At 51.0% G+C, this 21,908-nt stretch carries 32 protein-coding genes and 1 tRNA gene; 31 read left to right on the top strand and 2 right to left on the bottom strand.

The annotated features are described in order from the left end of the window. Nucleotides 1-26 precede the first annotated feature (26 nt). Both VH86_RS03900 and VH86_RS03905 read right to left on the bottom strand, forming a co-directional pair. Complete coding sequence (locus tag VH86_RS03900) at nucleotides 27-338, bottom strand: antitermination protein N (RefSeq protein WP_045831959.1); 312 nt, start codon at nucleotides 336-338, stop codon at nucleotides 27-29. 341 nt (nucleotides 339-679) lie between these two features. Then, complete coding sequence (locus tag VH86_RS03905; RefSeq protein WP_045831960.1) at nucleotides 680-1,309, bottom strand: LexA family transcriptional regulator; 630 nt, start codon at nucleotides 1,307-1,309, stop codon at nucleotides 680-682. A 100-nt stretch (nucleotides 1,310-1,409) separates the two neighbouring features. Between VH86_RS03905 and VH86_RS03910 the strand changes: the two genes are divergently transcribed. From VH86_RS03910 to VH86_RS04050, 31 genes are all read left to right on the top strand, one after another. Continuing rightward, nucleotides 1,410-1,628 carry a helix-turn-helix domain-containing protein gene (locus VH86_RS03910; RefSeq protein ID WP_045831961.1) on the top strand — a complete coding sequence of 73 codons (219 nt, stop codon included), beginning with the start codon at nucleotides 1,410-1,412 and terminating at the stop codon, nucleotides 1,626-1,628. Between the two features lie 121 nt (nucleotides 1,629-1,749). Next, nucleotides 1,750-2,022 (top strand): CII family transcriptional regulator, encoded by a 273-nt coding sequence (locus tag VH86_RS03915; protein WP_045831962.1) that lies wholly within the window; start codon nucleotides 1,750-1,752, stop codon nucleotides 2,020-2,022. A 36-nt stretch (nucleotides 2,023-2,058) separates the two neighbouring features. Then, complete coding sequence (locus VH86_RS03920; RefSeq protein ID WP_045831963.1) at nucleotides 2,059-2,895, top strand: DNA-binding protein; 837 nt, start codon at nucleotides 2,059-2,061, stop codon at nucleotides 2,893-2,895. Then, nucleotides 2,889-3,809, top strand: a complete 921-nt coding sequence (locus VH86_RS03925; RefSeq protein WP_197080191.1) for a replication protein — start codon at nucleotides 2,889-2,891, stop codon at nucleotides 3,807-3,809. Before VH86_RS03920 ends, VH86_RS03925 begins: the two co-directional genes overlap by 7 nt. Then, on the top strand, nucleotides 3,806-4,501 hold the full coding sequence (locus tag VH86_RS03930) for a replication protein P (protein WP_045831965.1): 696 nt from the start codon (nucleotides 3,806-3,808) through the stop codon (nucleotides 4,499-4,501). The genes VH86_RS03925 and VH86_RS03930 overlap by 4 nt, the downstream gene beginning before the upstream one ends. A 185-nt stretch (nucleotides 4,502-4,686) precedes the next feature. Further along, a complete protein-coding gene (locus tag VH86_RS25875; RefSeq protein ID WP_167133911.1) occupies nucleotides 4,687-4,824 on the top strand; it encodes a hypothetical protein in 138 nt (45 codons plus the stop codon). Between the two features lie 56 nt (nucleotides 4,825-4,880). Then, nucleotides 4,881-5,339, top strand: coding sequence for a YbcN family protein (locus VH86_RS03935; protein ID WP_045831966.1), 459 nt, complete (start codon nucleotides 4,881-4,883; stop codon nucleotides 5,337-5,339). A gap of 369 nt (nucleotides 5,340-5,708) precedes the next feature. Next, nucleotides 5,709-5,876, top strand: coding sequence for a hypothetical protein (locus tag VH86_RS25645; protein WP_156150556.1), 168 nt, complete (start codon nucleotides 5,709-5,711; stop codon nucleotides 5,874-5,876). 63 nt (nucleotides 5,877-5,939) lie between these two features. Then, nucleotides 5,940-6,467, top strand: coding sequence for a hypothetical protein (locus VH86_RS03945; RefSeq protein WP_231647095.1), 528 nt, complete (start codon nucleotides 5,940-5,942; stop codon nucleotides 6,465-6,467). Beyond that, complete coding sequence (locus VH86_RS03950) at nucleotides 6,460-7,056, top strand: recombination protein NinG (RefSeq protein WP_045831968.1); 597 nt, start codon at nucleotides 6,460-6,462, stop codon at nucleotides 7,054-7,056. Before VH86_RS03945 ends, VH86_RS03950 begins: the two co-directional genes overlap by 8 nt. Further along, the gene (locus tag VH86_RS03955) at nucleotides 7,053-7,787 is read left to right on the top strand and encodes a site-specific DNA-methyltransferase (protein WP_045831969.1); all 735 of its coding nucleotides are present in this window, start codon (nucleotides 7,053-7,055) and stop codon (nucleotides 7,785-7,787) included. The genes VH86_RS03950 and VH86_RS03955 overlap by 4 nt, the downstream gene beginning before the upstream one ends. A 111-nt stretch (nucleotides 7,788-7,898) precedes the next feature. Next, nucleotides 7,899-8,666, top strand: coding sequence for an antitermination protein (locus VH86_RS03960; RefSeq protein WP_045831970.1), 768 nt, complete (start codon nucleotides 7,899-7,901; stop codon nucleotides 8,664-8,666). Between the two features lie 252 nt (nucleotides 8,667-8,918). Beyond that, nucleotides 8,919-9,488, top strand: coding sequence for a hypothetical protein (locus tag VH86_RS03965; RefSeq protein WP_045831971.1), 570 nt, complete (start codon nucleotides 8,919-8,921; stop codon nucleotides 9,486-9,488). Nucleotides 9,489-9,547: 59 nt separating this feature from the next. Next, nucleotides 9,548-9,616: transfer RNA gene (locus VH86_RS03970), tRNA-Leu, on the top strand. 294 nt (nucleotides 9,617-9,910) lie between these two features. Beyond that, a complete protein-coding gene (locus VH86_RS03975; protein WP_045831972.1) occupies nucleotides 9,911-10,156 on the top strand; it encodes a phage holin in 246 nt (81 codons plus the stop codon). A gap of 3 nt (nucleotides 10,157-10,159) precedes the next feature. Then, nucleotides 10,160-10,666 carry a lysozyme gene (locus tag VH86_RS03980; protein WP_045831973.1) on the top strand — a complete coding sequence of 169 codons (507 nt, stop codon included), beginning with the start codon at nucleotides 10,160-10,162 and terminating at the stop codon, nucleotides 10,664-10,666. Continuing rightward, nucleotides 10,653-11,054 (top strand): exotoxin, encoded by a 402-nt coding sequence (locus VH86_RS25650; RefSeq protein WP_156150557.1) that lies wholly within the window; start codon nucleotides 10,653-10,655, stop codon nucleotides 11,052-11,054. The genes VH86_RS03980 and VH86_RS25650 overlap by 14 nt, the downstream gene beginning before the upstream one ends. Before the next feature lie 135 nt (nucleotides 11,055-11,189). Further along, nucleotides 11,190-11,417, top strand: a complete 228-nt coding sequence (locus tag VH86_RS03990; RefSeq protein ID WP_045831975.1) for a hypothetical protein — start codon at nucleotides 11,190-11,192, stop codon at nucleotides 11,415-11,417. A gap of 198 nt (nucleotides 11,418-11,615) precedes the next feature. After that, a complete protein-coding gene (locus VH86_RS26035) occupies nucleotides 11,616-11,780 on the top strand; it encodes a KilA-N domain-containing protein (protein WP_231647097.1) in 165 nt (54 codons plus the stop codon). Between the two features lie 101 nt (nucleotides 11,781-11,881). Continuing rightward, nucleotides 11,882-12,343, top strand: coding sequence for a P63C domain-containing protein (locus VH86_RS26045; RefSeq protein ID WP_231647099.1), 462 nt, complete (start codon nucleotides 11,882-11,884; stop codon nucleotides 12,341-12,343). A 142-nt stretch (nucleotides 12,344-12,485) separates the two neighbouring features. After that, on the top strand, nucleotides 12,486-12,695 hold the full coding sequence (locus VH86_RS04000; RefSeq protein ID WP_045831976.1) for a hypothetical protein: 210 nt from the start codon (nucleotides 12,486-12,488) through the stop codon (nucleotides 12,693-12,695). 184 nt (nucleotides 12,696-12,879) lie between these two features. Further along, nucleotides 12,880-15,180 (top strand): S-type pyocin domain-containing protein, encoded by a 2,301-nt coding sequence (locus tag VH86_RS04005; protein ID WP_082082822.1) that lies wholly within the window; start codon nucleotides 12,880-12,882, stop codon nucleotides 15,178-15,180. A gap of 10 nt (nucleotides 15,181-15,190) precedes the next feature. Then, a complete protein-coding gene (locus VH86_RS04010; protein WP_045831977.1) occupies nucleotides 15,191-15,442 on the top strand; it encodes a bacteriocin immunity protein in 252 nt (83 codons plus the stop codon). A 40-nt stretch (nucleotides 15,443-15,482) separates the two neighbouring features. Then, a complete protein-coding gene (locus tag VH86_RS04015; RefSeq protein WP_045831978.1) occupies nucleotides 15,483-15,929 on the top strand; it encodes a hypothetical protein in 447 nt (148 codons plus the stop codon). Further along, complete coding sequence (locus tag VH86_RS04020) at nucleotides 15,910-17,157, top strand: PBSX family phage terminase large subunit (protein WP_045831979.1); 1,248 nt, start codon at nucleotides 15,910-15,912, stop codon at nucleotides 17,155-17,157. Before VH86_RS04015 ends, VH86_RS04020 begins: the two co-directional genes overlap by 20 nt. Before the next feature lie 12 nt (nucleotides 17,158-17,169). Next, entirely contained in the window at nucleotides 17,170-18,567 is a 1,398-nt protein-coding gene (locus VH86_RS04025) for a DUF4055 domain-containing protein (protein WP_045831980.1), read from the top strand. A gap of 120 nt (nucleotides 18,568-18,687) precedes the next feature. Further along, entirely contained in the window at nucleotides 18,688-19,440 is a 753-nt protein-coding gene (locus VH86_RS04030; RefSeq protein WP_045831981.1) for a DUF6651 domain-containing protein, read from the top strand. A gap of 14 nt (nucleotides 19,441-19,454) precedes the next feature. Further along, on the top strand, nucleotides 19,455-20,579 hold the full coding sequence (locus tag VH86_RS04035; protein ID WP_045831982.1) for a P22 phage major capsid protein family protein: 1,125 nt from the start codon (nucleotides 19,455-19,457) through the stop codon (nucleotides 20,577-20,579). A 45-nt stretch (nucleotides 20,580-20,624) separates the two neighbouring features. Next, a complete protein-coding gene (locus VH86_RS04040; protein WP_045831983.1) occupies nucleotides 20,625-20,870 on the top strand; it encodes a hypothetical protein in 246 nt (81 codons plus the stop codon). Then, nucleotides 20,870-21,262 (top strand): hypothetical protein, encoded by a 393-nt coding sequence (locus VH86_RS04045; RefSeq protein ID WP_045831984.1) that lies wholly within the window; start codon nucleotides 20,870-20,872, stop codon nucleotides 21,260-21,262. The genes VH86_RS04040 and VH86_RS04045 overlap by 1 nt, the downstream gene beginning before the upstream one ends. A 1-nt stretch (nucleotide 21,263) precedes the next feature. Further along, nucleotides 21,264-21,908 (top strand): hypothetical protein, encoded by a 645-nt coding sequence (locus tag VH86_RS04050; protein WP_045831985.1) that lies wholly within the window; start codon nucleotides 21,264-21,266, stop codon nucleotides 21,906-21,908.

The following is a 21,908-nucleotide window of genomic DNA, read 5'->3' on the forward strand; positions in this document are numbered from 1 at the left end:
ATCTCTTGCAGGTTTCCATGCTCACCTCAAATAAGTGGAATCGACTTACCGCGCATCTTCTGCACCGCTTGAATCTGACGCCCAGCTTCGTTGCTGACCTTCTGGTATTTGTTGCTGATGCGATGTTCAACATATGCCGCCGCACCCGCCAGAATCTGTTTGTGATACTCAGTCTCGGTGTCAACTGCCTTCACTACACGGTCAACCGGTTTACGGTTCAGCGTGAGGAGAGGGCGGCAATCAGGTTTTGCCTTCACGCCAACCAACAGGGGGTTGGCTTGCTTCCATGCTGATTGCTTCTCAGCACGGGCTGCACGGCGTTTCTCTTGTGCATTCATGTTCATTCTCCTGTCAGTTAGCTTTGGCGGTGAGGTGCTGCGATGCTGATCTCCGCAGTTGCGCTTTTTCACGCTGCAATTCACACCACCCCAAAGCTTGCTGCTTTGAATGTTTGCGCTTTTTCAGCGCCATCTGTTAAGGAGCGGGGACTCAGTTCCGTGTCCCGTTGTTGCTTCAGCGTCCTGCTGTGTGACTAAAGATACAGATAAAACTGTATTGCCGTCAACAGGTAAAACTGTATTATTTACAGATTCAGAGGTATCAAACTGTATTTGAAAGGAAATAAATTTGTATTGGGCGTAAAAAAACCGCCTTTCGGCGGCTTAATAGCAGGGGTGGGTTAGCGCTTGCGGCGATAGATGCGGTGTTCAACCATGGTGCCGATAATCTTGATCTCGTGATCGGCGCTACCCATGGTCGGATAGTCGTTGTTCAGCGGAACCAGCTCAAAGTGCTGCTTGCCATTAGAGAAGAACGTGGGGCGATATTTCTTAAAGGTGGCCTCATGCTCACCGTTCTTAGCCACAACGAACTCACCTGGCGCTGGCTCTATCTCAGGGTCAACAACGATAACATCTCCAGCCTTAAAATCAGGTTCCATAGAGTCACCTACGATCTTCAGAGCGAAGGTGTACTGTGACCAGTCCATGTCTGTAAGGACGTATTCAAAGCTGCCGTCCATCGCTTCTATGGCTGGTTTAGTGGCTAGCGCCCCAGCCTGCACATAGTTAATCAAGGGAATCCTCCGTGTATTCACCTCGCTAACCGGTACGAAGGTGCCACCATTCATGAGCCATGCTGGCTCACATTGCAGGGCATCAGCCATACCAACAATATTGCGAGGCTTGAGGGTCTTTCCATCCTCAATACTAGCCCAAGATTGTTGAGTGATCCCCGCTTTTTCCGCTACCTCAGTTTGGGTGAGGCCCAGCTCTATTCTTCTCTGTTTAACCCGGTCTGCAAGGCTCATATGTTCCTCTCCATTTACACACAAGCTTTACAGTTAAAGCTGTATTTGACAAACAGAACTAACTGTTAGAGAATACAGATAAAACTGTGGAGGTGAGTTTATGGATACAATTTCTCAACGCCTCAAACAGAAGCGCATGGAGTTAAATCTTACTCAGGCGCAGTTAGCTGAGAAAGCTGGTATGAAGCAGCAATCTTTACAGCGAATTGAAGATGGTACGACCCAGCGTCCCCGCTTCCTGTTTGAACTGGCCTTAGCGCTCAAGTGTGATCCGCTCTGGTTAATGTACGGCACCAAAGGCGGCAGTAAGGCCGCCTGATATTCCCCGCTCTTAAACATCCCCGCCCTGAAAAAGGGCAGTAATCAAACAAACGATTCAATGACGTGACTGCATTCCGCAATGTCACGCAACAACTTACATCACATGGAAATTATCGAATATGGAACACGCAAGAAACAGCAAGTTAATCAATGAAGTGGAAACAGAACTCCGATCCCGACTGACGCACAAAGGTCAGCGCGTTCTGGCTGACGAAGCCGGATGGCATGAATCGAAAGTAAGCCGCTTAAACCTGCGTGATATGGCAACGGTTTTTGTGCTGCTGGAGAAGGTATGGGAAACGAGCCTGATTGCGGAGGTTGCCCGGCAAGCGGTAGCTGCTGCGCTGGGAAAAGAAAAAGCCCCGAACTGCGCGAACAGTTTCGAGGCCTGATGTATGGATTAACTGGATCAACATACAGGAGTAATTATGAGTAGTTTATCACTGCATTACAAGGGCAAAGAAAAGAACGGTACCGAGACCACGGTTAAGAAAACGTTTCTGGTGCCGCTGGCTGAGCTGTACATCGAGCCGGGTTACAACGTTCGTGAAATCGACCAGGCGCACATTGAAGAGTTCCGCGATGCTTATATTTCCGGTGAGTTTGTCCCGCCTCTGGCGGTGCAGGTTACCGATAAGGGCATCAAGATTATCGACGGTCACCACCGCTATCACGGCGCATTGCTGGCCACTGAATCCGGTACCGAGATTCCGCGCCTTGAGTGCAAAGATTTTTCCGGCACCGAAGCGGATCGCATTGCCTTCATGGTTACCAGTAGCCAGGGTAAGCCGCTGACTTCACTGGAGCGCGCAGCAGCATACCAGCGACTTGAGAATCAGGGTTGGTCAGTGAGCGAAATCGCAAGCAAGGTGAAGCGCTCTGTGGCCGATGTTGATCACCACCTGCAGCTGCTGACGTGTGGTGATGAGCTGATCGGCATGGTTAAGTCTGGCGAAGTTGCACCGACTACGGCTGTTGCGCTGGCACGTGAGCATGGGCCTAACGCCGGTAGCGTTGCATCCAAGCAGATGGCGAAGGCCAAAGCCGCAGGTAAAACCAAACTATCACGCAGTGCCGCTATGCCCCAGTTCAGTGCTGCAAAAGTCAGAAAACTCATCGAGCTGATCGCTAAAAATTGCGAAGCGGAACTGGCAGAGGAAACCTTTGGCATCGCCCTCGATTTCGAGACTGGCCTTCAGGCGCTGGAAGTGATGGCAATCATCAGTGCAGCCAAAACCCACTATGGCATTTGGGAGGGATCATGAGTCTCGCCAAGGTCATATCATTCCCTAAAAAAACCGAGCAAACGGGAGGTCACATGGCCGACCTGTCCAACGGGTATACCAAGGTCGCCAATGAGATTCAGAAGCTTAAGCCTCGCCTCAGATTATCAGGTAGGGAATGGCAATGTTTTGAAGCGGTGATATGGCTCACCTACGGATGGAATAAAAAACAGGACAGGGTGACGAACACAGTGATCGCCGACCTTACCGGTCTGGAAGATACGCATGTTTCAAACGCCATCAAAGCTCTTTCCGAGAGACAAATCATCTTCAGTCATAAACAAGGCGGGATGAAATTAGTCGGTGTAAATACTGAGCTTTCAGCATGGATTTTAGACAAACCGGAATCGGTAAGAAAATTACCGAAAACGGTAAAAAGGTTACCGAAAACGGTAAAACTCTTACCGGAAACGGTAGCCACCCAATACAAGAACAAGAACAATAATAATAACACTACGTCTGAGAATTCTAACGAATCCTCGGACGCACCCTCTAAGAGCCTTCCATCTCTACGCCCTGATGCAGCCATTCAATCACCGAAAGGCGATAAGTGGGGAACATCTGACGACCTGAAAGCGGCAGAGTGGATTTTCACGAAGGTGATCGTCGTATCCCCAACAGCTCAGGAGCCAAACTGGCCAGCCTGGTCTAACGACATCCGCCTGATGCGCAATGCCCTGAAGTGTACCCATCATGAAATCTGCGAAGTATTCAAGTGGGCCAACACCGATGCCTTCTGGCAGACCAACGTCATGAGCCCTGCAAAGCTTCGTGAGAAGTGGGACACGCTGAAGGCTCAGATGAATCAACCAAACCGCAACCGTCAGGCACCAGTGCCGCTGCAGCCTGCCCAACACTGGAACAGCCGCGAAGCCTGGGAGAATGAATTCCTATGAGACAACTTGTATCTGCAATTCAGAATCGTGACAGCAGCGCGCTCGCCCGCATGGCTGGTGATGGAGCGCAACCTGTCGATCGCGGCGTGCACGAAGATGTTGAGCGCCTGGTAGACGCCCTGTTTAGCAACTTGAAGCAGGTATTCCCGGCATCGGTCAGCACCGCATGGAAGAACCCAAACGACGAAGCAGCCGCCAAGCGTCAGTGGATCGCCGCGTTTGCCGAAAATGGCATTTACAACCGCCAGCAACTTTCAGCCGGTATGCGTGAAGCGCGCGCCAGCGGTTCGCCGTTCCTTCCGTCACCTGGTGAATTCATCGCATGGTGCAAGAAGTGCGCCTCAATCGCTGCTGGACTGCCTGACGAAGACAAGCTGTATTCGCTGGTGATGACCTACTGTGCCAAGCGTGGCGGTTATGTCACCGCTGAGGAATATCCATGGGGTAGCAACGCGGAATACTGGATGGTCACCGGCCTGTACAGCATGATGCGTGCCAACAACCTGAGTGAATCCGAGTTGCGCGTTAAGTGCCGCTCCGAGCTGCGCAAAATGTCACAGCGCATCGAAGGTGGCGAAGAAATCCCGGAGCCTCGTAAGCAGTTGCTGAAGCTCTCCATCCCATCAACCACCGAGAAGGCACTGGAAGGCGTTGCACTTCTTCGAGCCACCATGAAGCGAGGAAAATCATGAGCAGGGTCACCAGAAACCGACCGTATGGCGATGATTGACCTAAAAGTGGAAGAGGTATGTTCGCAACGCAAAAAATCAATAAGTTCTGCTTTACGTTTCAAAGTGTGAATTTGACTTGCACTTTACCGGTAACATCTTATTTTCAGGAGGCACGCTCAATACACACAACCTGAAGAGGGATATTTATGGCTAAGCATCATTTTCTGAAATCACTTGAAATTACTGCAATTGTCATTTTTGCGCTGGTGTTGGCTTACTTAGCTATTACCGGAATCTTATCATCAATGGGCATTGACCACTCCTGGGCTTACCCTCACCGTTAAGTAAATTAAGCACCAGGGAAATCAAATAAAACTTAAAAGTAAACTAATTGAACTATATGGCCGACATCTCGAAAAATGGGGTTCGGTTGCACAAATCGAACTTCCTCGCCGTTGGGCAACAGTTACTCCCTTTGCTCGAATCTGGCGACTGCTACCGGCTAATCCTCAGGCCGTGGAAAGAAAAACGTAGCCTTTCACAGAACAGCCTCGTCCATATGTGGTTTGGCGAAATCAGCGAATACCTCACCAAGTCTGGTCGTATCGACGCCACACCTGATTGGGTAAAGCGCAACCTCAAGCGCACGTACCTTGGCTGCGAAGAAATCACCTACACCGACTTCGTTACCGGCGAAAAGGTCACCACCTACGAACCACGCCACACATCCAGCCTCGATACCGGAGAAATGCATTTCTTCCTGAATCAGGTAGAGCAGTGGTGCGCGCAGTTTGGGCTGGCGCTGACTATCCCGCACGACAGCGAATACCAAAAGCTGAAGGAAAAACAAAATGCCTAAAAAGACATGGTCCGATAAAGACCTGGAATATATCGAGCGCGTGGCTGGGAGAGTACCTGTTCCCGTCATAGCGGCCGCAATTAATAAGTCGGTGTCAGCGGTAACGGGTAAAGCTCACTCGCTTGGGCTCAGACTTAAAGTGCCAGCTTCAATCCTTAAAAAGCACTGGCCTGATTATGTCCGTAAGGGGAATCCTCATGCAGCCGCGTGAAAAGATGACCAAGTTCACACGAAAGCTACATTTAAATGGCCTCAACGTAGACTTGACCGAGCGCTGCCACCGCTGCCACACCATCCTCACCAGTGAAGACAAGCATCACTACTCCATCAGCTGTGAAAGCTGCGACTGCGATATGCAATGGGAGGAATATGAGCAACACAACCCCATCAAATCAGCCCACTGGCGCTGGCGAGCAATCTGCTTTGGTCTGCGTGTTCTGTGGCATTACCCTGGCCGATGCAGAGACGTACTCATGCACAGAGTGCGCAGTCGAGCTGGAAGTGTTCGACCGAATGAAGGAAGAGAACCATGACTGACACCGACTGGATAGCAATATTCATCATCAGCATTGTGATTGCTGGAATCATGAGGAGACGATAATGGAAATGGAAAAGTTAACCCACGATCAGTTGTGTAATATCGCCTGCCGATTTCTGCAAACCAATGGCTTCAAAGTCGCATTTCATGACAAGTTCCGCGCATGGACTTCATACGGCGAACAGCCAGACGCCATAGGGTTCCGCAACGGCGCATCCTGCCTGCTGGAAGCGAAGTGCTCACGAAGTGATTTACTGGCTGACCGAAAAAAACCGTTTCGCATCGATCCATCGAAAGGCATGGGTGACTGGCGATTCATGATTAGCGAGCCTGGAATCGTTGAGGTTGCCGACCTGCCAGAGGGGTGGGGATTGCTGCATGTCGTAAAGGGAAAGGTGAAAAAGGTTCACGGATGGCCCTCAAACTGGCATTGGGTGAATGGAGAGTCAAAGCCATTTCAGGGCAACAAACAGGCTGAGTGCGACATGATGTTTAGCGCGCTGCGCCGTATGGATTTGCGTGGGCACCTGAAAGAGATTTATGACGGGCTGCCTGTCGCGCCAGAACTGAAGGAGGTCGTTAATGGCTAATGGCAAACAGCCAAAGCCGCGTACTTGCCCCATCTGCTCCACCGAATACATCCCCCGAAGTTCTCTCCAGAAAGTCTGCCACAACTACAAATGCGCCATTGCCTTCAACAAGAAGCGCGATGAGGAAATTGCTTCGCGTGATAAGCGCAAGCAAGACAAGGCAGACAGGGCGGAATGGAACCAGCGGAAAGCAGATGCAAAACCATTAAGCCACTGGACAAAACTGGCTCAGCAGGCGTTTAACGAGTTCATCAGAACCCGTGACGCGGATGATTGCTGTATCAGCTGCGGACGTATGCATGAAGGCCAATGGCACGCAGGGCATTACAGAACGGTAAAGGCTTCACCAGAAACCCGCTTCGATGAAGACGGATGTCACAAGCAGTGCATGCCTTGCAATCACCACCTCAGTGGAAATATCCCCGGCTATAAACCGAACCTCATCGCCAAAATCGGGCAGGAAGCATTCGACCGCCTGATGGGTGCGCATGAGTTGAAGAAGTGGACGCGGGAAGATTTGCAGGAACTGGCGGCGCACTACCGGCAGAAAACCAGAGATCTGAATAAGCAAAGGAGCGAAGCAGCATGATACAGCTACATCACGGAGATTGTTTTGATGTGCTGCCCACGATAGCAGCAGGAAGCATTGACCTCGTTTGCGCTGATGTTCCTTACGGTACCACCGAGTGCAAATGGGATTCGGTTCTCGAGCTTGATGACATGTGGCGCGAGCTCTATCGGGTAGCCAAACCAAATGCAGCGATCGTCATATTTTCAGCTCAGCCATTCACTAGCGTTTTGGTCGCCAGCAACCTGAAGCACTGGCGTAGCGAGTGGATATGGGAGAAGGGTAACGCAACAGGATTTCTGAATGCCAAAAAGCAGCCTCTGCGTGCCCATGAAAACATCGAAGTATTTTATCGCCGACAGCCTACATACAACCCGCAGTTCACGCATGGTCACGATCGCAAGACCAGCAAGCGTAAATCGGTCAATTCAGAGTGCTATGGCAAGGCTTACACCCTTACTGAATATGACTCGACATCACGGTACCCGCGCGACGTGCAGTTCTTCTCGAGCGACAAGCAGAAAGGAAATTACCACCCAACTCAAAAGCCAGTGGCATTGCTACGTTACCTAATCGAAACCTACAGCAACCACGGTGATACGGTGCTCGATTTCACAATGGGTAGCGGTACCGCTGCTGTCGCATGTCAGGAATCAGGGCGCAGCTTCATAGGCATTGAGAAAGACCCAGCTATTTACCAGGTGGCATGTGATCGCGTCGGGTACCGAAAAGAAATCACGGAGGCAGCATGACCGAATACCTCAAAGAGAAGTGGCTCAGGCTTCGCATTCTTAAGATGCGCGGCATGTATGAGATCAACTATCGACTTATCCGACTGGAATTGAAATTAAGGGGTACGCGTTATGGGACTTGAAGCAACTGTAAAATATCACTTCCCGAAAGGGCAGAACTTCAGCGGAACCGCGCCACAGACATCACCAGACACGCTTACAGGCACTGATTACATCGCAGCTATGGGAATGGCTATGGCTCGCGCTCCGATTGGTTACAGCGCGTTTATGGGGAAGGTTGGAGTAAGTGAGAACGACGCCGCACGCGCCGTATCCCTGTTAACTGAATATGCACTTCAAACCTGCGACAAGGTTCCAGCCTTACGCAAACTCGATACAGATATTAAGCCAGCCGTCATGCAAACACTCGCAACTTATGCGTATCTGGATTATTGCCGCAGCGCCGCCAGCGTTAAGCCGTGCGAATGCTGCCAGGCGAAAGGTTTCATTGAGGCGGATGTATTCTCGATGAAATCACCACTTTCAGGTGGTTACAACAGAAACGTAAAGGATACTGTGCGCGTGCTGTGCAGGCAGTGCGGCGGCAAGGGCGTAGTATCCACAGCGTGCCGCGACTGCAATGGACGCGGTAGGGCGGTGATGAAAGCAGAGACCGAGAAGCAGGGCGTACCGGTAATGGGTGACTGTAAGCGATGCTGCGGTCGCGGGTATGAGCGCATCCCGTCAACTGAAGCGCATAACGCTGTTTTCGAAGTAACGGACAGCATCAGCCTCGATACATGGAAGAAAAGCGTTAAGCCGTTTTATGACGGTCTGATCGGCAAGCTGGAGATTGAGGAATCATGTGCCAATGCGGCGCTGAATAAGGTGACTGCATAACGCAATCGGAAATAGCTCATAAATTTATAGTGGGCTATTTACTTTTCCCGAAGCTGGGGATATGATTCCCAACAGTTGAAGTTGCGCACTGATGTTTGCAGGGTGTGCAAAAATCGACAAGTTCCGCTAAAAGTGAGAGCCAATAAGCGCCACGGTTACCAGCCAAAGGCGCTTTTTTATTGCCTATTTGCCGCCATGATTTCATGATGAATGTTTGTAAATGCACACATTTCTTACAAATAGGATCACTCAATGAGATTATGGAAGTCGCTTTCCCTTTTAGCCGTTGTTTCTTTTCCTTCATTTGCCTCGCTCTCTCCAGTTGAACATGTAACTGCTCCCGGCGGGAAAAATGTCTACTACATAATGGCTGAAGAGAGCAAAAAGGGGACTGAAGATTACGAAGGTGGAACTCAGATTACCTTGAAGAATTTCGCCACTGGTAAAAACGAAGTTTTGCTAAACGCAAAGCCTAGTTCGGAGCCAAAAGAAACGCTTTATGGTTTTAGTAATCTGAAACTCTCTCAAGATGCAAAAACTTTGTATTTTGAAACTGCTGCTTGGGCTACATCATCAGCAATTCATTCGCTAGACATTGCCACACATAAAACCAATTACATCACAAATGGTGGACTGGTTTGTGTCGTTGCAGGCGGAGAATATCAAGGCAACTTGATCGTCCAACAGCATCGTTATTTCCTGCAAGGTGGCTCATACGATTACCTGTATCTCTTCGATACCAAAGGTAAGGAGCTTGGGCTATTGGCGGGAGATAATATGACAAGAGAGCAGGTGTTAGGGTTGTGCCAGTCTCTTGGCTAATTTTTGCAATTTACAATAAAAGGCACTGCGACGGCGGTGCCTTTTTCATTATCCCTGGACTAGCTCAGTGGTAGAGCGGCTGCCTTAAAAGCAGCGCGTCAGAGGTTCGATTCCTTTGCTAGGCACCAAATCTCAAAATCATGCTCTTTTGCGATTTCGTGAGATTATTCAAAGGTCAGCCACAGAGCTGGCCTTTCTCGTTTTCGCCCATGCCAATCAAACAAACATCCCTCGTTATCCTGTGTGGCATCGGGCGACTTTTATGCAAAAAAAAACCGCACTCAGGCGGATTATTCAATCTTGGCTACCTAACAGCAACCGGGCTTTTTTCTCTCGACAAGATTAAAGCTAACCGGGCTTGCTCAGTTCAGAAAGTAGACAATTCCTAATTGAGCCAGCTCCCTCAACAAAGAGGGGGTCACATGAGTATCGATATGAGCAAACTGGCATCAGGCGCAGCTTATGGCGCATCTGCCGGGACAATAGCAAACGGCTTGCTTACGAAGCTGAGTCCCGATGAGTGGAGTGCCGTGGGTGTGCTGGCCGGTATTGTGGTCGCACTTATTACTCTCGGCATCAACTGGTATTACAAACGCAAGGCCACCAACGCGCAAATCGCCGCGCTACAGCGCTGGCCTACTACTCCCGATGTCACCACTGAGGATTAACTCATGGCAATGTCCAGTAATCTGCGCAATAAGCTGATCGCTGTTGCCGGTGGTGGTGCTATCGCGATTGCTACCGTATTCCTCGGCGGCAAAGATGGTGTAGAGGGGCGAGTGTATGAGCCTTACAAAGACGTGGCCGGTGTATGGACCGTTTGCGATGGCCACACCGGTAACGACATCATCAAAGGAAAAAAGTACACAGATCGCGAATGCGATCGCCTGCTGAGCGCTGACCTACAACCGGTCAAGCAGTCGGTGGATGGGCTGGTTAAAATCCCGCTTGGTGAATTCCAGAAAGCCGCGCTCTACAGCTTCACCTACAACGTTGGATCATCAGCGTTCTCAAAATCATCGCTGCTGAAGAAGCTTAACTCAGGCGATGTAACCGGAGCCTGTGAAGAGATGCGCCGCTGGGTATATGCAGGCGGACAGAAATGGCGCGGCCTGATGAACCGCCGTGACATGGAGCGATCACTGTGCCTGGCGGAGAACGCCAATGACCTTAAGTAGAATCAAATGGGATGCAGTCGCTATCGCGGCGCTACTCATGCTGGTCATTGCACTCTGCGTCACGGTAAGGCTCCAGTCATCCTCAAAGGCATTACTCACCCTGCAGAATGAGCAGCTGAAGCAGGAAAAGACATCAGCCGAGGCCATCACAACCAACGTTTTGAGAGCCACAGCACTCTTCAACGACATCGCCCAGGCAACCCATGATGATAATCAGGCCAGTAACTCAGACAGCGAGGGAAGGGTGGTTATCATCCGCCAGGCGATTAAAGGCGATGTATGTGCTGCTCAGCCTGTTCCTGCTGCCGCTGTTGACCAGCTGCGCGCAAACCGAAACAAAATACGTTCAGGTGCCACCGGTACAGATTCCGGTAAGCCTGCTGGCTGACTGCGAAGTACCAATTATCCCTGACCCGTTTACATGGGGCGACAGTCTGGAACTGAACGAGCGCCTGCTCAACTCACTTGCCAACTGCAACCGTGATAAGGCCGCCATCCGTAAAATCGAACTGGAACGGCAGAAATGACCAAATTCCTGACATGGCTGAAAAGCCTGTTTATCCATTCCTCAGAAGAGAAAACAGAAATGACTGACCAAGTCGTAGATATCCCAGCAATCACCCCAACTACAGAAGTTAAAGCAGGCGTAACCGATTTCGAAACCGCGCTGAAGTTAGTTGAAGACGGCGTGGTTGTGCTGGGTGAAGCAGCCAAAGATGAGTTGGTCGCACTGGCTAAGAAATACTTGTAAGCCCGCGTCAGAACCAAATGTAACTTTCCATAAAATCTAGCCTCGCAACTGCGGGGCTTTTTTGTATTTGCGCATTCGCGTGCGCTTCTCCGAGAGCTTTCCGTAGTGTGAGTCTGAGATAGGGCGGTGGATTTCATCGTTCCACTCTCGGGCTGCCTATATCTACGCGAACAGACTCGCACCACAGAAGGTATGTCGATGAGTAATATCATTCCAATTGAGTATGACGGCTGTTCCATGCGCTTCTTTGAAGATGGTTGGATAGATGCGACAACAGCTGCTGAAAAGTTTGGCAAGGCGCCTAACGATTTCCTTCGCCTGCCAGAAACAGATGCTTACATCTCTGGGCTTAAACGTAGATAGGTGAAATCCCGTATGTAAAAACAAGCCGCGCACGAAAAGATCGCGGTGGTGGCACATGGCTTCATCCTAAACTTGCAATTCGTTTTGCTCGTTGGCTTTCTGTGGATTTTGAAATCTGGTGTGACGAACAGATAGACGCCATTGTCAGGGGGGAGCTCAGCCATGTAGATGATGAACGCATTAAAGCGATTTTTCTTCTCAGTGACCCATCAGCATGGGAGAAGCGTTTTAAAGATCCATTGTATGACGCACTCTTCCGTATGACTGGCTTGCCACGACACAGGAAAAATCGCCGTCCAATGATTTTCAGCCTGATAAGCGCGAAGTGGATTTATGGGCCAGTATTACCACCAGATGTTTACTCAGAAGTTAAAGGTAGGCTGACTAAAGGCGAGAAGATCCATCAGCATTTAAAGCCAGATGCGCTGACTTTGATTGAACATCAGATTATCCGCGTTACAAGTATTGCCAATGGATGTTCTGATTATCGTGATTTTGAAGCCCGCTGCATGGCTGCATTTCCAGTGAAGGGGCAAATGAAACTGCTTTACGCTGCGGCATAAACACATATTTATGGTTTAAGAGAGCCACTTTCACAACGGCTTTCACCACAATCTCTGTTTACAATCAGTCATGATGAAAAAATTACTTAAATTTTCCTATTACGTGTCGATACTTCTTTAAAACCAACTAAAGGAGGTAGCAATGAATCGTGAGGAAATGAGAAAGGCAATTGATGAAAATGATGAAGTCCATTTGGAACTTTCCGGCAATCAGGTAGCAGCCTTGCTTGAAGAAATTCAATCAAGTTTAAGTAACGGCACGGAATCTGCTGTTAAAGCTGTGATGAAAATTAGTAATGATGAACCGGGAATAATCTCTTATGAGATAGTCACCGAGAAAGGTCAAAATTAAAAATAAAACAAACCGCCTACGGGCGGTTTTTTTATTGGAAACAATGCACTAAATCTTTTTAAAACTTCATATAAATAAAAGATTTATACAGTATTGCGATTGATGAGATGTCAGACTACAATTCTATTTCACTGTTTATTTATACAGTGTTTTTTGATTCATTTTTACGTCAAAGAGGAATTGTATGAGTTCTGGAAATGGTTTTGATAATGCCCATAACAACCAGTTTGGTGGCGGTGGCCGCGGACCAACTGGTGGTGTAAATATGGGTTCAGGTTCTTCGGGAAACTCTGGTGATCGTGGTAATGGTTATTATTCTTATAACCCCGGGGACCCGCACTTTCTAGCTGATGGCAGTATTCTTGTATCTGGTGGTAAAAATTGGGTTAGTGATCCTTCTTTGCATTGGTCTGATGGCAAATCAGGAAGTGATAGCCGCGACAATTTGCGCACAAATGTGACTGCTTCTGTTCCGTCAGGATATCGATCCGCTGTAGATGGATACATTTATACAGTTACGGTAGATGGCAACGATAATATTACGAACATCAGCCTTTACTCTCGGCCTGTATTCAACAGTCGTAAAGACTGGAAAGATGGTGAGACCTCTCGTCAGGCTCAAGCCCGGGCGCTTGTTCAGGTGCAGCTAGACGCCAAAAAAGCGGCGGTGGCGGCGGCAGCTAAAAAGGCTGCAGAAGTTGCAGCGGCTGCTGAGGCAAAGCGTAAAGCTGAAGAAGAAGCTAAGCGTAAACAAGCTGAATGGGATGCAGCGCATCCTGTAGAAGCTGCTCAGCGAGATCTGAATACAGCCAATAGCAACTCAGCAAATGCTCAGAGTGCCATTAATGCTGATAACCAAAAGATTAGCTCAAATAACCAAGAGATTAACTCGCGACAATCGCAAGTAGATCAACTAACAAAAGAAGTAGATAGTTGGGGTGCTCAAGTTAGAGGGCTGCAAGGTGTTGATCCTGCCAGAGCAAACATGATTTTGCACACACAGCTTGATCCAAGGAAGCAAAAGCGTGATCAGCTGCAAAATGAGATTAACTCATTCAAAGCGCAAAATGACGCCCTACGGAATGATATTTCCAACCAGACATCTGCCTTAAATAAGGCTAATCAGGATCGTACGGATGCCCAAGCACGATTGAATAAAGCTCAGTCTGAAGCCGATGCAAAACGTAAAGCAGAAGCAGCACGTCAGGCTGCTGAAGCTGCGAAAATAAAAGCTGAGCAAGATGCAATTGCAAAAGCCAAGGCTGAGGCTGATGCGAAAGCAAAAGCAGAGGCTGAAGCAAAAACCAAAGCCGCTGCACTTGAAGCTGCGCGCTCTAAATTAGAAGAGCAGAACGTATTTGGCTTTGCTGGTTTTCCTGCAGTAGCAGCTTCTGCATCACCCATTACCTTTGCTGAAACAGGCTTAGGTGGATTTGCTTTAGGTGAGGTGGCCACAACATTTGCTTGGTCTTCTATCCGCACGGCAATTGCAGATTTGGTTGGCACAGTCCTATCAGGTAGTGGTGTTGGTGCGTTAATTGCCTCAATTGCATATATTCCAAGTGCAGGTGAAGGCAGTGATCAGGTTCCTGGGCGTGAGGACATCAACATGTTCCTATCCGCCATGCCCGCTGATGCAATTAAATTGCCATCAGATTCTGCCCTTAAAACTGCAGCGGCTGTAAATGGTACTGTTGATATGGCGGTCCGTGGCCGTTTGTATTATTCGGACAATTCACTCAAAACTTATCTGGTTCGAACCGTAAACCCTAGCGCTGTAAGGGTGATGAATGCTGTAGTGGACAAAATAACTGGGCTGTATTCAGTAACCATCCCAGCAGAAAGTGGTTTGCCGTCCCGAACGATTCTGGTCTCCCCGGAGAATGCACCGGGCTATAAAGGCCTACCGCCCCTTGTGACCCCAGCGCATGGTGAAGCGGTACCGAGTGATACGGGTAATCAAACACCTGTGAACACCACCCCGGTCATTGAAAGCTTCCCAATGGCTGATGATATGGACTTTAGGGACGCCATTCTTGTGTTCCCTGCTGACTCTGGTCTCAAGCCCGTTTACGTGATGTTGCAAAGCGCACGTGACCTTCCTGGGAAAGTGGAAGGAAAGGGAGCTGACGTGGCCGGACAATGGCTGGCTTCATCCAGTAAAGATCTTGGTGTTCCAGTCCCAACACGTATTGTTAACAACCTGCTGGGTAAGGAATATCGTAGTTTCGATGCATTCCGTGACGCATTTTGGAAAGAGATTGCAACTGACTCGAAACTTGCTGGACAGTTCAGTAAACAGAACGTGGAGCGAATGAAGAATGGCCTCGCACCCCGTGTGCCAATGAAAGAGAGTGTTGGTGGTCGTCGTTCTTTTGAACTCCATCATGTTAAGCTAATCTCTCAAGGCGGTGAGGTTTATGATGTTGATAACATTCGAGTAGTAACACCTAAGCGCCACATTGAAATTCACTCAAACAAGTAAAGGAGCGGAAATGGAACTTAAGAATAAATTTCAGGATTATACGCAAGCAGAATTCACCAAGCTTGTGAGTGAAATCTTCGGCGCCAAAGGTGGTGAGGCTTATCAGGATCAGCTCTTAGAAAACTTCATCGCAGTAAGTGAGCACCCTGAGGGTTCAGATTTGATTTATTACAATGATGATGCAAATTTGACGCCTGAAAAGGTGGTAGAGACAGTGAAAGCATGGCGGAAAGCCAACAGCAAGCCCGGTCTCAAAGCTTAAATGAACAGCCTCCTTCGGGAGGCTTTTTTTGGAGTAAAAAATGGCGACCAAACAAAAAACTGGCCGCCCTTCTGATTATCTACCAGAGGTGGCTGCCGACATCTGTTCGAAGCTCGCCGAAGGTGAAAGCCTGCGCAGCGTGTGTACCCGTCCGGGAATGCCAAATAAGGCAACCGTGTTTCGTTGGATCGGCGAAAACAAAGAGTTTCGCGACCAGTACGAGAAAGCCACGGAGAGTCGTGCTGATGCGATGTTCGAGGAAATGCTCGAAATAGTTGATGACGTTGCAGCAGAAGGGGCAGCGGTGGCAAAAGCCAGACTACAACTTGATGCGCGTAAGTGGATTCTCGCTCGCATGGCCCCTAAGAAGTACGGCGACAAAATCACTCAGGACATCGACGTCAAATCTACTGATGGCAGCATGACACCGAGGCCGACAACCATTCAGTTAGTGGCGCCTACCATCAATGACAACAGCACAGATTGAACTCCCTCCGAAACTGATACCGGTATTCACTGGTGAAGCGCGCTATCGGGGCGCATACGGTGGTCGCGGCTCTGCAAAGACACGAAGCTTCGCGCTGATGACGGCAATCAAGGCTTACATGTTTGCTGAAGCAGGTATATCAGGTGTGATGCTCGGTGCTCGTGAGTACATGAACAGCCTTGAAGACTCCTCGATGGAGGAAATAAAGCAGGCGATTCGCTCTGTGCCGTGGCTGGATGACTATTTCGAAATTGGTGAAAAGTACATCCGCACCAAGAACCGCCTTGTCTGGTATGCATTCGCAGGTCTACGACACAACCTCGATAGCATTAAGTCAAAAGCCCGATTGCTGGTTGCATGGGTTGATGAAGCCGAGACGGTAAGTGAAACAGCCTGGATTAAGTTGCTACCGACCGTTCGTGAGAATGGCTCTGAAGTCTGGATTACGTGGAACCCGGAAAAGGATGGCAGCCCGACAGACGATCGCTTTCGCAAGCACATGCCTGAAGGCGCGAAAATCGTTGAGCTGAACTACACCGATAACCCCTGGTTCCCTGATGTGCTGGATCAGGAACGCAGGAACGATCAGGCGCGCCTCGATGACCAGACTTATGCATGGATATGGGATGGCTGCTATCGCGAGAACAGCGACGCTCAAATCCTGTCAGGCAAATATCGGGTTGCTGAATTCGAAGCAGCGCAAGGCTGGAATGGCCCTTACTACGGAATTGACTGGGGATTCAGCCAAGATCCGACAACAGGTGTTAAATGCTGGGTGCACGACAACCGTCTCTGGATTGAATATGAGGCTGGCAAAGTCGCGCTGGAAAACGACGACATCGCCGAGTTTATGATTAAGCGCATACCCGGTATTGAGTTGCATACGAGCCGCGCAGACTCTGCCCGACCTGAAACAATCAGCCACGTTAAAAGCAACGGGCAGGGTAAGCGCCAGAACCTACCAAAAATAGTAGGTGTGGAGAAATGGAAGGGTAGCGTTGAAGATGGGATAGCCCACCTGAGGAGCTACAAAGAAATCATTATCCATCCACGCTGCACTGGTTGGCTGAAAGAGGCCCGACTCTACAGCTACAAAACAGACCGCCTTACCGGTGATGTGCTCACAGACATCATCGACGCAAACAACCACTTTATCGACGGTACACGTTACGCACTGTCTCCAATGATTAAACGGAGAGGGACGACTGTACGCCCATTCTCTGCATAACCGGATAACAACATGAGCAATGACGTTCGCAAGCGGTCCGCAAAAATCGAGGCCATCGCCGGTTGCTGGCCGATGATCGCCGCTCTGCTGGGCGGCACCTCAGCCATGCGCGATGCGGGCAAAATGTATCTGCCAAAGTGGCCCAATGAGGACGAGGGCTTTTATAAGAACCGCCTCTCTACGGCCACGCTGTTTCCGGCTTTCTCACGCACCGTCGAAGTGTTGAGCGGCAAGCCGTTTTCACGCCCGGTTTCGTGGGATGAGAAAAAGGTGCCTGAACGTATTCAGCAGATGTTCCCGGATATCGATCAGCAGGGTACCAACCTGCATTCATTCCTGGCTGATATCTGTGAAGAGGTAATGGCTAACGGCATCTGCGGCATTCTGGTTGAACACCCGCCAACCGAAGGCAACCTTTCGGTAGCCGAGGAAAAAAGGCGCGGCCTGCGCCCTTACTTTGCAAAGATTGGGGCAAACAGCCTGCTCGACTTCGACTCAAAGCGTATCGACGGGCGCGAGACCTTTACCATGCTCCGCTTTGTCGAGCCGGTGAGTGAGCGCGATCCGGAAAATGAGTTTGTCGTAAAGGAGATTGAGCAGGTTCGTGTGCTCAATCCGGGCCGGTGGCGCATTTATCGCCAGAAGCTCAATGCGTCAAATGCCATGGAGTGGCAACTGCATCAAGAGGGCGTAACCAGCCTGAAGAAAATTACGTTCGTTCCGGTTTACGGCGACAAGCGCGGTTTTATGCAATCCCGCCCGCCGCTGGCACAGCTTGCTTTCCTCAATATCGAACACTGGCAGTCACGCAGCGATCAGCAGACTATCTTGCATGTTGCCCGCGTGCCGATCCTCTTCGGTCGTAAGCTTGGTGATGCGCCGATTACGGTAGGCGCTGCAAACGCCATCGTTTCCGATGAGGATGATGCCGACCTCAAATATGTTGAGCACACCGGCAAGGCAATTGAAGCTGGTCGGACTGATCTTCGCGACCTCGAAGACCTGATGCGTCAAATTGGCGCTGAGTTACTCGTCATCAAGCCGGGACGCCAGACGGTCGCACAGACTGTTGCTGACAATGAGGCAGGCACCTGCGCATTGCAGCGCATCGTGGGCGACCTCACTGATGCGGCTAATCTGGCCCTGCAATATGCGGCAGAGTGGATTAAGGAGAAAGACGGCGGCTCGGTCACCATCTTCCGTGACTTCGGCGCTGCCACGCTTGCCGAGGCATCAGCAGCACTGCTCATGGATATGAATGTCGCTAACGCGCTCTCCAGTGAGACGCTGTTTAACGAGATGCAGCGTCGTGGGCTGATAGATATCGAACTGAACTGGGCAGATGAGCAGGCTCGCATCTCGAAACAGGCACCTCGCCCGGGTGAAACCAAGACAACACTGACCGGCTGATTACCAGCCGCAAAGACACAGGCTCATGCTCGCGCATGGGCTTTTTTTATTGCCGAAATCTGCGGATGCGGAACGGCGAAACGGGCCGGATGGCTCACCGATAAGGTTGGATAACCCGCTATGAAACTGAAACTCGACGAAAACGGCCATGTGGTCGTATCCGATGGCAAACCTGTCTACGTGAACGATGACGGCAAAGAAATTGCTTTTGACGCTCCAGGCACCCTCCAGTCAATTTCACGCCTGAACGGTGAGGCCAAATCTCATCGTGAGCGTGCTGAAGCGGCAGAGACCTCCCTGAAAACGTTTGAAGGTATTGCCGATCCGAAGGCGGCTATCAAGGCGCTGGAAGTCATCAAAAACCTCGACGACAAAAAACTGGTGGATGCCGGCGAAGTCGACAAGGTGCGAGCAGAAGCGATCAAGGCAGTTGAAGAGAAGTACGCGCCCATCGTTAAAGAGCGCGACGATCTCAGCGGTCGCCTGATTGCCGAAAAAGTGGGTGGCAGCTTCGCACGTTCGAAGTTCATCGCCGACAAGCTGAACATTCCGGCCGACATGGTGGAATCACGCTTCGGTTCAAGCTTCAAACTTGAAGGTGACAGTGTCATCGCCTACGACAAAGCAGGCAACAAGATTTTCAGCGCCAGCAACCCCGGTGAACCGGCTGGTTTCGATGAAGCGCTGGGCATCCTCGTCGAACATTACCCGTATAAAGACCAAATCCTCAAAGGCACCGGCGCATCAGGCGGCGGCTCCAGTGGCGGCAATGGTGGTGCGGGTGGCAAAACTATCAGCCGTGCGCAGTTTGAGTCGCTCAGTCCTCAGGACCAGAGCAGCCAAATCGGTGCCGGTGTCACTATTACTGATTAACAGGAAAAACTTGAATGGCTAACAACCTCACCGGCCTTATCCCCGATCTGTTTGCGGCGCGCGATATCGTTTCCCGCGAACTGACCGGTTTCATCCCTGCTGTCACGCTGGACCCATCTGCAGAACGTGCAGCGGTGGGTGAAGCAATCCGCATCCCGATCGCTCCTGCCGCTGCTGCGCAGGATGTCGTTCCCGGTCAGCTGCCACCAAATACCGGTGACCAGAACATCGGTAACACGCCATTCACCATTCAGAAGTCCCGCATGGTGCCGTTCCAGTGGACGGGTGAAGAGCAGAAGGGCGTTAACAACGGGCCGGGCTACGCCAATATCCGTCGCAACCAGATTGCGCAGGCAATGCGTACGCTGGTCAACGAGATGGAATCAGACCTGGGTAAACTGGCGCTTAATTCATCCCGCGCCGCCGGTACTGCTGGCACCACGCCATTTGCGACCAACCTGAGCGACACCGCGCAGGTCCGCAAAATCCTGTCTGATAACGGCGCACCGCTGAGCGAACTGCAGTGTGTTATCGACACCACGGCGGGCGCTAACCTGCGTACGCTGGCCCAGCTGACCAAGGCGAACGAAGCAGGCACCGACGAGCTGCGCGCTCAGGGTACGCTGCTGGAGCTTCACGGCTTCAAAGTGCGTGAATCCGCGGGTGTGGTCACTCACGCTCCGGGCACCGGCGCAAGCTATGTAACCAACGGCGCGCTGACCGTGGGCACTACTATCATCCCCGTACAGACTGGCACAGGCACCATTCTGGCTGGCGATATCATCACTATCGGCAACTACAAGTACGTGGTGACCAGCGTCCTGTCAGGTGGTTCTCTGGCTATCGGCGCGCCGGGCCTGCGAGAGAATGTAGCGACTGGTGCAACTGTTACGCTGGCGGCCAGCTTTACCGCCAACTTCGCGTTCAGCCGCTCAGCGATTCTGCTGGCAACCCGCGCTCCGGCGTTGCCGCAGGAAGGTGATATGGCCGATGACCGCATCACCATCACCGATCCGCGCACCGGCATGGCGTTCGAAGTGTCGATGTACCGCCAGTACAAGCGCGTGCATTACGAAATTGCCGCTGCGTGGGGCTGCGCCAACATCAAGCCTGAGCATACCGCACTTCTGCTGGGCTAATCCTAGACCCGCCGGGAGACCGGCGGCTGCAATCCGGAGATAAACATGGCTAAAAAAGCTGACGGAACCGAAGACAACACGCCTGAAGTTATTTCTGATGGCAGTGATGTCACAACCGGCAATAACGCCGGGGCTGGCACTGATGTGCAAAACGCCTCATCCGTTGCGTTTGTAACGATGGTGCGTGATCCGGAAGTTCATCCGGCACCGCACACCGCTCAGGTGCATCCTGAAGAAGTGAAAAACTACTACTCAGGTGGCTGGGCGGTAAAACAGGAAGAGGCTGAATAATGCTGACCGCCAGTCAACTTGTGGATGTGCGCCGATTCATGGGCTATCCGATGCAGGGTGATATTCCTGCCACGGATACCAGCGATATGGCTTACGGCTGGGTGTCCTCAGGTGCCTGGCAGACGCTTTATCACCGCCTTGAAACTTTAAGCGCTGAGGAAGAGGCCGTGGTGGTGAACTATGTCACCACGCTAAAGACGCTCGAATCGGCTATTACCGGCGCAGGTGACAACCTCGATACGGATCAGGCTGCAGTCTGGAAGCGAAACACCAATGAAGTGCGCGACCGCACGCGGCTATTCAATCAGTGGCGTCGTGAGTTGTGCGGCTTCATTGGCATCGCGCCCGGGCCTGCGCTTGGTAACGGGACCACACAGATAGTCAGGTGCTGAAATGGATGCTGCAAAGCTGAGAGAGAAGGTTTACATCGGCTACGGTAAGGCAGCGAAGCGTATCGGGTATAGCACCCAGCAGTATCGGGCAGCCAGCGCATTCAATCCTCTCGAAACGGCATCTCTACAGACGCTGCCAGCTTCTTTCACCACGAATTTCACCTACAGCGCACCGAACAAATACGGTCAGGCTACCTGGCTGGGCGTGTTCGACGGGCGCGAGTTTGAACCGGGTGATTTTCTGGTGTCGCCGGAAGATGGCACTTTCTTCGTGGCCGCTATGCAGACCACGCTGCCGATTTACTGCGTGCAGACCAATCGCACTATCAAAGTGCTGAGAACGTCACAGGCACCTGGTGGCGGTGGAGTACAGGGATATGGCGGCACGACTGCAGCAAATGAAGTCGCGATAATGTCTGGCTGGCCTGCCAGCATCCTGCAGGGTACGAAAGGGGAGAAAAGCCCCGTCAATCTGCCCGCGGATGCCAAAACGCCGTGGTACGCAATCCTGTTTCCGGCATTCGGGGACATCGTTTTGCGTACCAGCGACATCATCACCGACGACATTGGCCGCCGTTACGTCATTTCCAGCGCTGAACTCACTGATATGGGCTGGCGCATAACCGCAATGCAGGCACTGGTGTGA

Source organism: Pantoea sp. BL1 (assembly GCF_000963985.1).
Classification (GTDB): domain Bacteria; phylum Pseudomonadota; class Gammaproteobacteria; order Enterobacterales; family Enterobacteriaceae; genus Pantoea; species Pantoea rwandensis_B.

Excerpts from the sequence above, each read along its gene's own strand:
- VH86_RS04020 (WP_045831979.1), top strand. The coding sequence starts at position 15,910 with ATGACAACAGCACAGATTGAACTCCCTCCGAAACTGATACCGGTATTC.
- VH86_RS04010 (WP_045831977.1), top strand. The coding sequence starts at position 15,191 with ATGGAACTTAAGAATAAATTTCAGGATTATACGCAAGCAGAATTCACC.
- VH86_RS03930 (WP_045831965.1), top strand. The coding sequence starts at position 3,806 with ATGAGACAACTTGTATCTGCAATTCAGAATCGTGACAGCAGCGCGCTC.
- VH86_RS04040 (WP_045831983.1), top strand. The coding sequence starts at position 20,625 with ATGGCTAAAAAAGCTGACGGAACCGAAGACAACACGCCTGAAGTTATT.
- VH86_RS25875 (WP_167133911.1), top strand. The coding sequence starts at position 4,687 with ATGGCTAAGCATCATTTTCTGAAATCACTTGAAATTACTGCAATTGTC.
- VH86_RS03965 (WP_045831971.1), top strand. The coding sequence starts at position 8,919 with ATGAGATTATGGAAGTCGCTTTCCCTTTTAGCCGTTGTTTCTTTTCCT.
- VH86_RS03980 (WP_045831973.1), top strand. The coding sequence starts at position 10,160 with ATGGCAATGTCCAGTAATCTGCGCAATAAGCTGATCGCTGTTGCCGGT.
- VH86_RS03990 (WP_045831975.1), top strand. The coding sequence starts at position 11,190 with ATGACCAAATTCCTGACATGGCTGAAAAGCCTGTTTATCCATTCCTCA.
- VH86_RS03915 (WP_045831962.1), top strand. The coding sequence starts at position 1,750 with ATGGAACACGCAAGAAACAGCAAGTTAATCAATGAAGTGGAAACAGAA.
- VH86_RS04000 (WP_045831976.1), top strand. The coding sequence starts at position 12,486 with ATGAATCGTGAGGAAATGAGAAAGGCAATTGATGAAAATGATGAAGTC.
- VH86_RS03945 (WP_231647095.1), top strand. The coding sequence starts at position 5,940 with ATGGAAATGGAAAAGTTAACCCACGATCAGTTGTGTAATATCGCCTGC.
- VH86_RS25645 (WP_156150556.1), top strand. The coding sequence starts at position 5,709 with ATGAGCAACACAACCCCATCAAATCAGCCCACTGGCGCTGGCGAGCAA.
- VH86_RS03920 (WP_045831963.1), top strand. The coding sequence starts at position 2,059 with ATGAGTAGTTTATCACTGCATTACAAGGGCAAAGAAAAGAACGGTACC.
- VH86_RS04030 (WP_045831981.1), top strand. The coding sequence starts at position 18,688 with ATGAAACTGAAACTCGACGAAAACGGCCATGTGGTCGTATCCGATGGC.
- VH86_RS25650 (WP_156150557.1), top strand. The coding sequence starts at position 10,653 with ATGACCTTAAGTAGAATCAAATGGGATGCAGTCGCTATCGCGGCGCTA.
- VH86_RS04050 (WP_045831985.1), top strand. The coding sequence starts at position 21,264 with ATGGATGCTGCAAAGCTGAGAGAGAAGGTTTACATCGGCTACGGTAAG.
- VH86_RS26035 (WP_231647097.1), top strand. The coding sequence starts at position 11,616 with ATGAGTAATATCATTCCAATTGAGTATGACGGCTGTTCCATGCGCTTC.
- VH86_RS03935 (WP_045831966.1), top strand. The coding sequence starts at position 4,881 with ATGGCCGACATCTCGAAAAATGGGGTTCGGTTGCACAAATCGAACTTC.
- VH86_RS04025 (WP_045831980.1), top strand. The coding sequence starts at position 17,170 with ATGAGCAATGACGTTCGCAAGCGGTCCGCAAAAATCGAGGCCATCGCC.
- VH86_RS03950 (WP_045831968.1), top strand. The coding sequence starts at position 6,460 with ATGGCTAATGGCAAACAGCCAAAGCCGCGTACTTGCCCCATCTGCTCC.
- VH86_RS04045 (WP_045831984.1), top strand. The coding sequence starts at position 20,870 with ATGCTGACCGCCAGTCAACTTGTGGATGTGCGCCGATTCATGGGCTAT.
- VH86_RS03955 (WP_045831969.1), top strand. The coding sequence starts at position 7,053 with ATGATACAGCTACATCACGGAGATTGTTTTGATGTGCTGCCCACGATA.
- VH86_RS03900 (WP_045831959.1), bottom strand. The coding sequence starts at position 338 with ATGAATGCACAAGAGAAACGCCGTGCAGCCCGTGCTGAGAAGCAATCA.
- VH86_RS04005 (WP_082082822.1), top strand. The coding sequence starts at position 12,880 with ATGAGTTCTGGAAATGGTTTTGATAATGCCCATAACAACCAGTTTGGT.
- VH86_RS03960 (WP_045831970.1), top strand. The coding sequence starts at position 7,899 with ATGGGACTTGAAGCAACTGTAAAATATCACTTCCCGAAAGGGCAGAAC.
- VH86_RS03905 (WP_045831960.1), bottom strand. The coding sequence starts at position 1,309 with ATGAGCCTTGCAGACCGGGTTAAACAGAGAAGAATAGAGCTGGGCCTC.
- VH86_RS04035 (WP_045831982.1), top strand. The coding sequence starts at position 19,455 with ATGGCTAACAACCTCACCGGCCTTATCCCCGATCTGTTTGCGGCGCGC.
- VH86_RS03910 (WP_045831961.1), top strand. The coding sequence starts at position 1,410 with ATGGATACAATTTCTCAACGCCTCAAACAGAAGCGCATGGAGTTAAAT.
- VH86_RS03975 (WP_045831972.1), top strand. The coding sequence starts at position 9,911 with ATGAGTATCGATATGAGCAAACTGGCATCAGGCGCAGCTTATGGCGCA.
- VH86_RS04015 (WP_045831978.1), top strand. The coding sequence starts at position 15,483 with ATGGCGACCAAACAAAAAACTGGCCGCCCTTCTGATTATCTACCAGAG.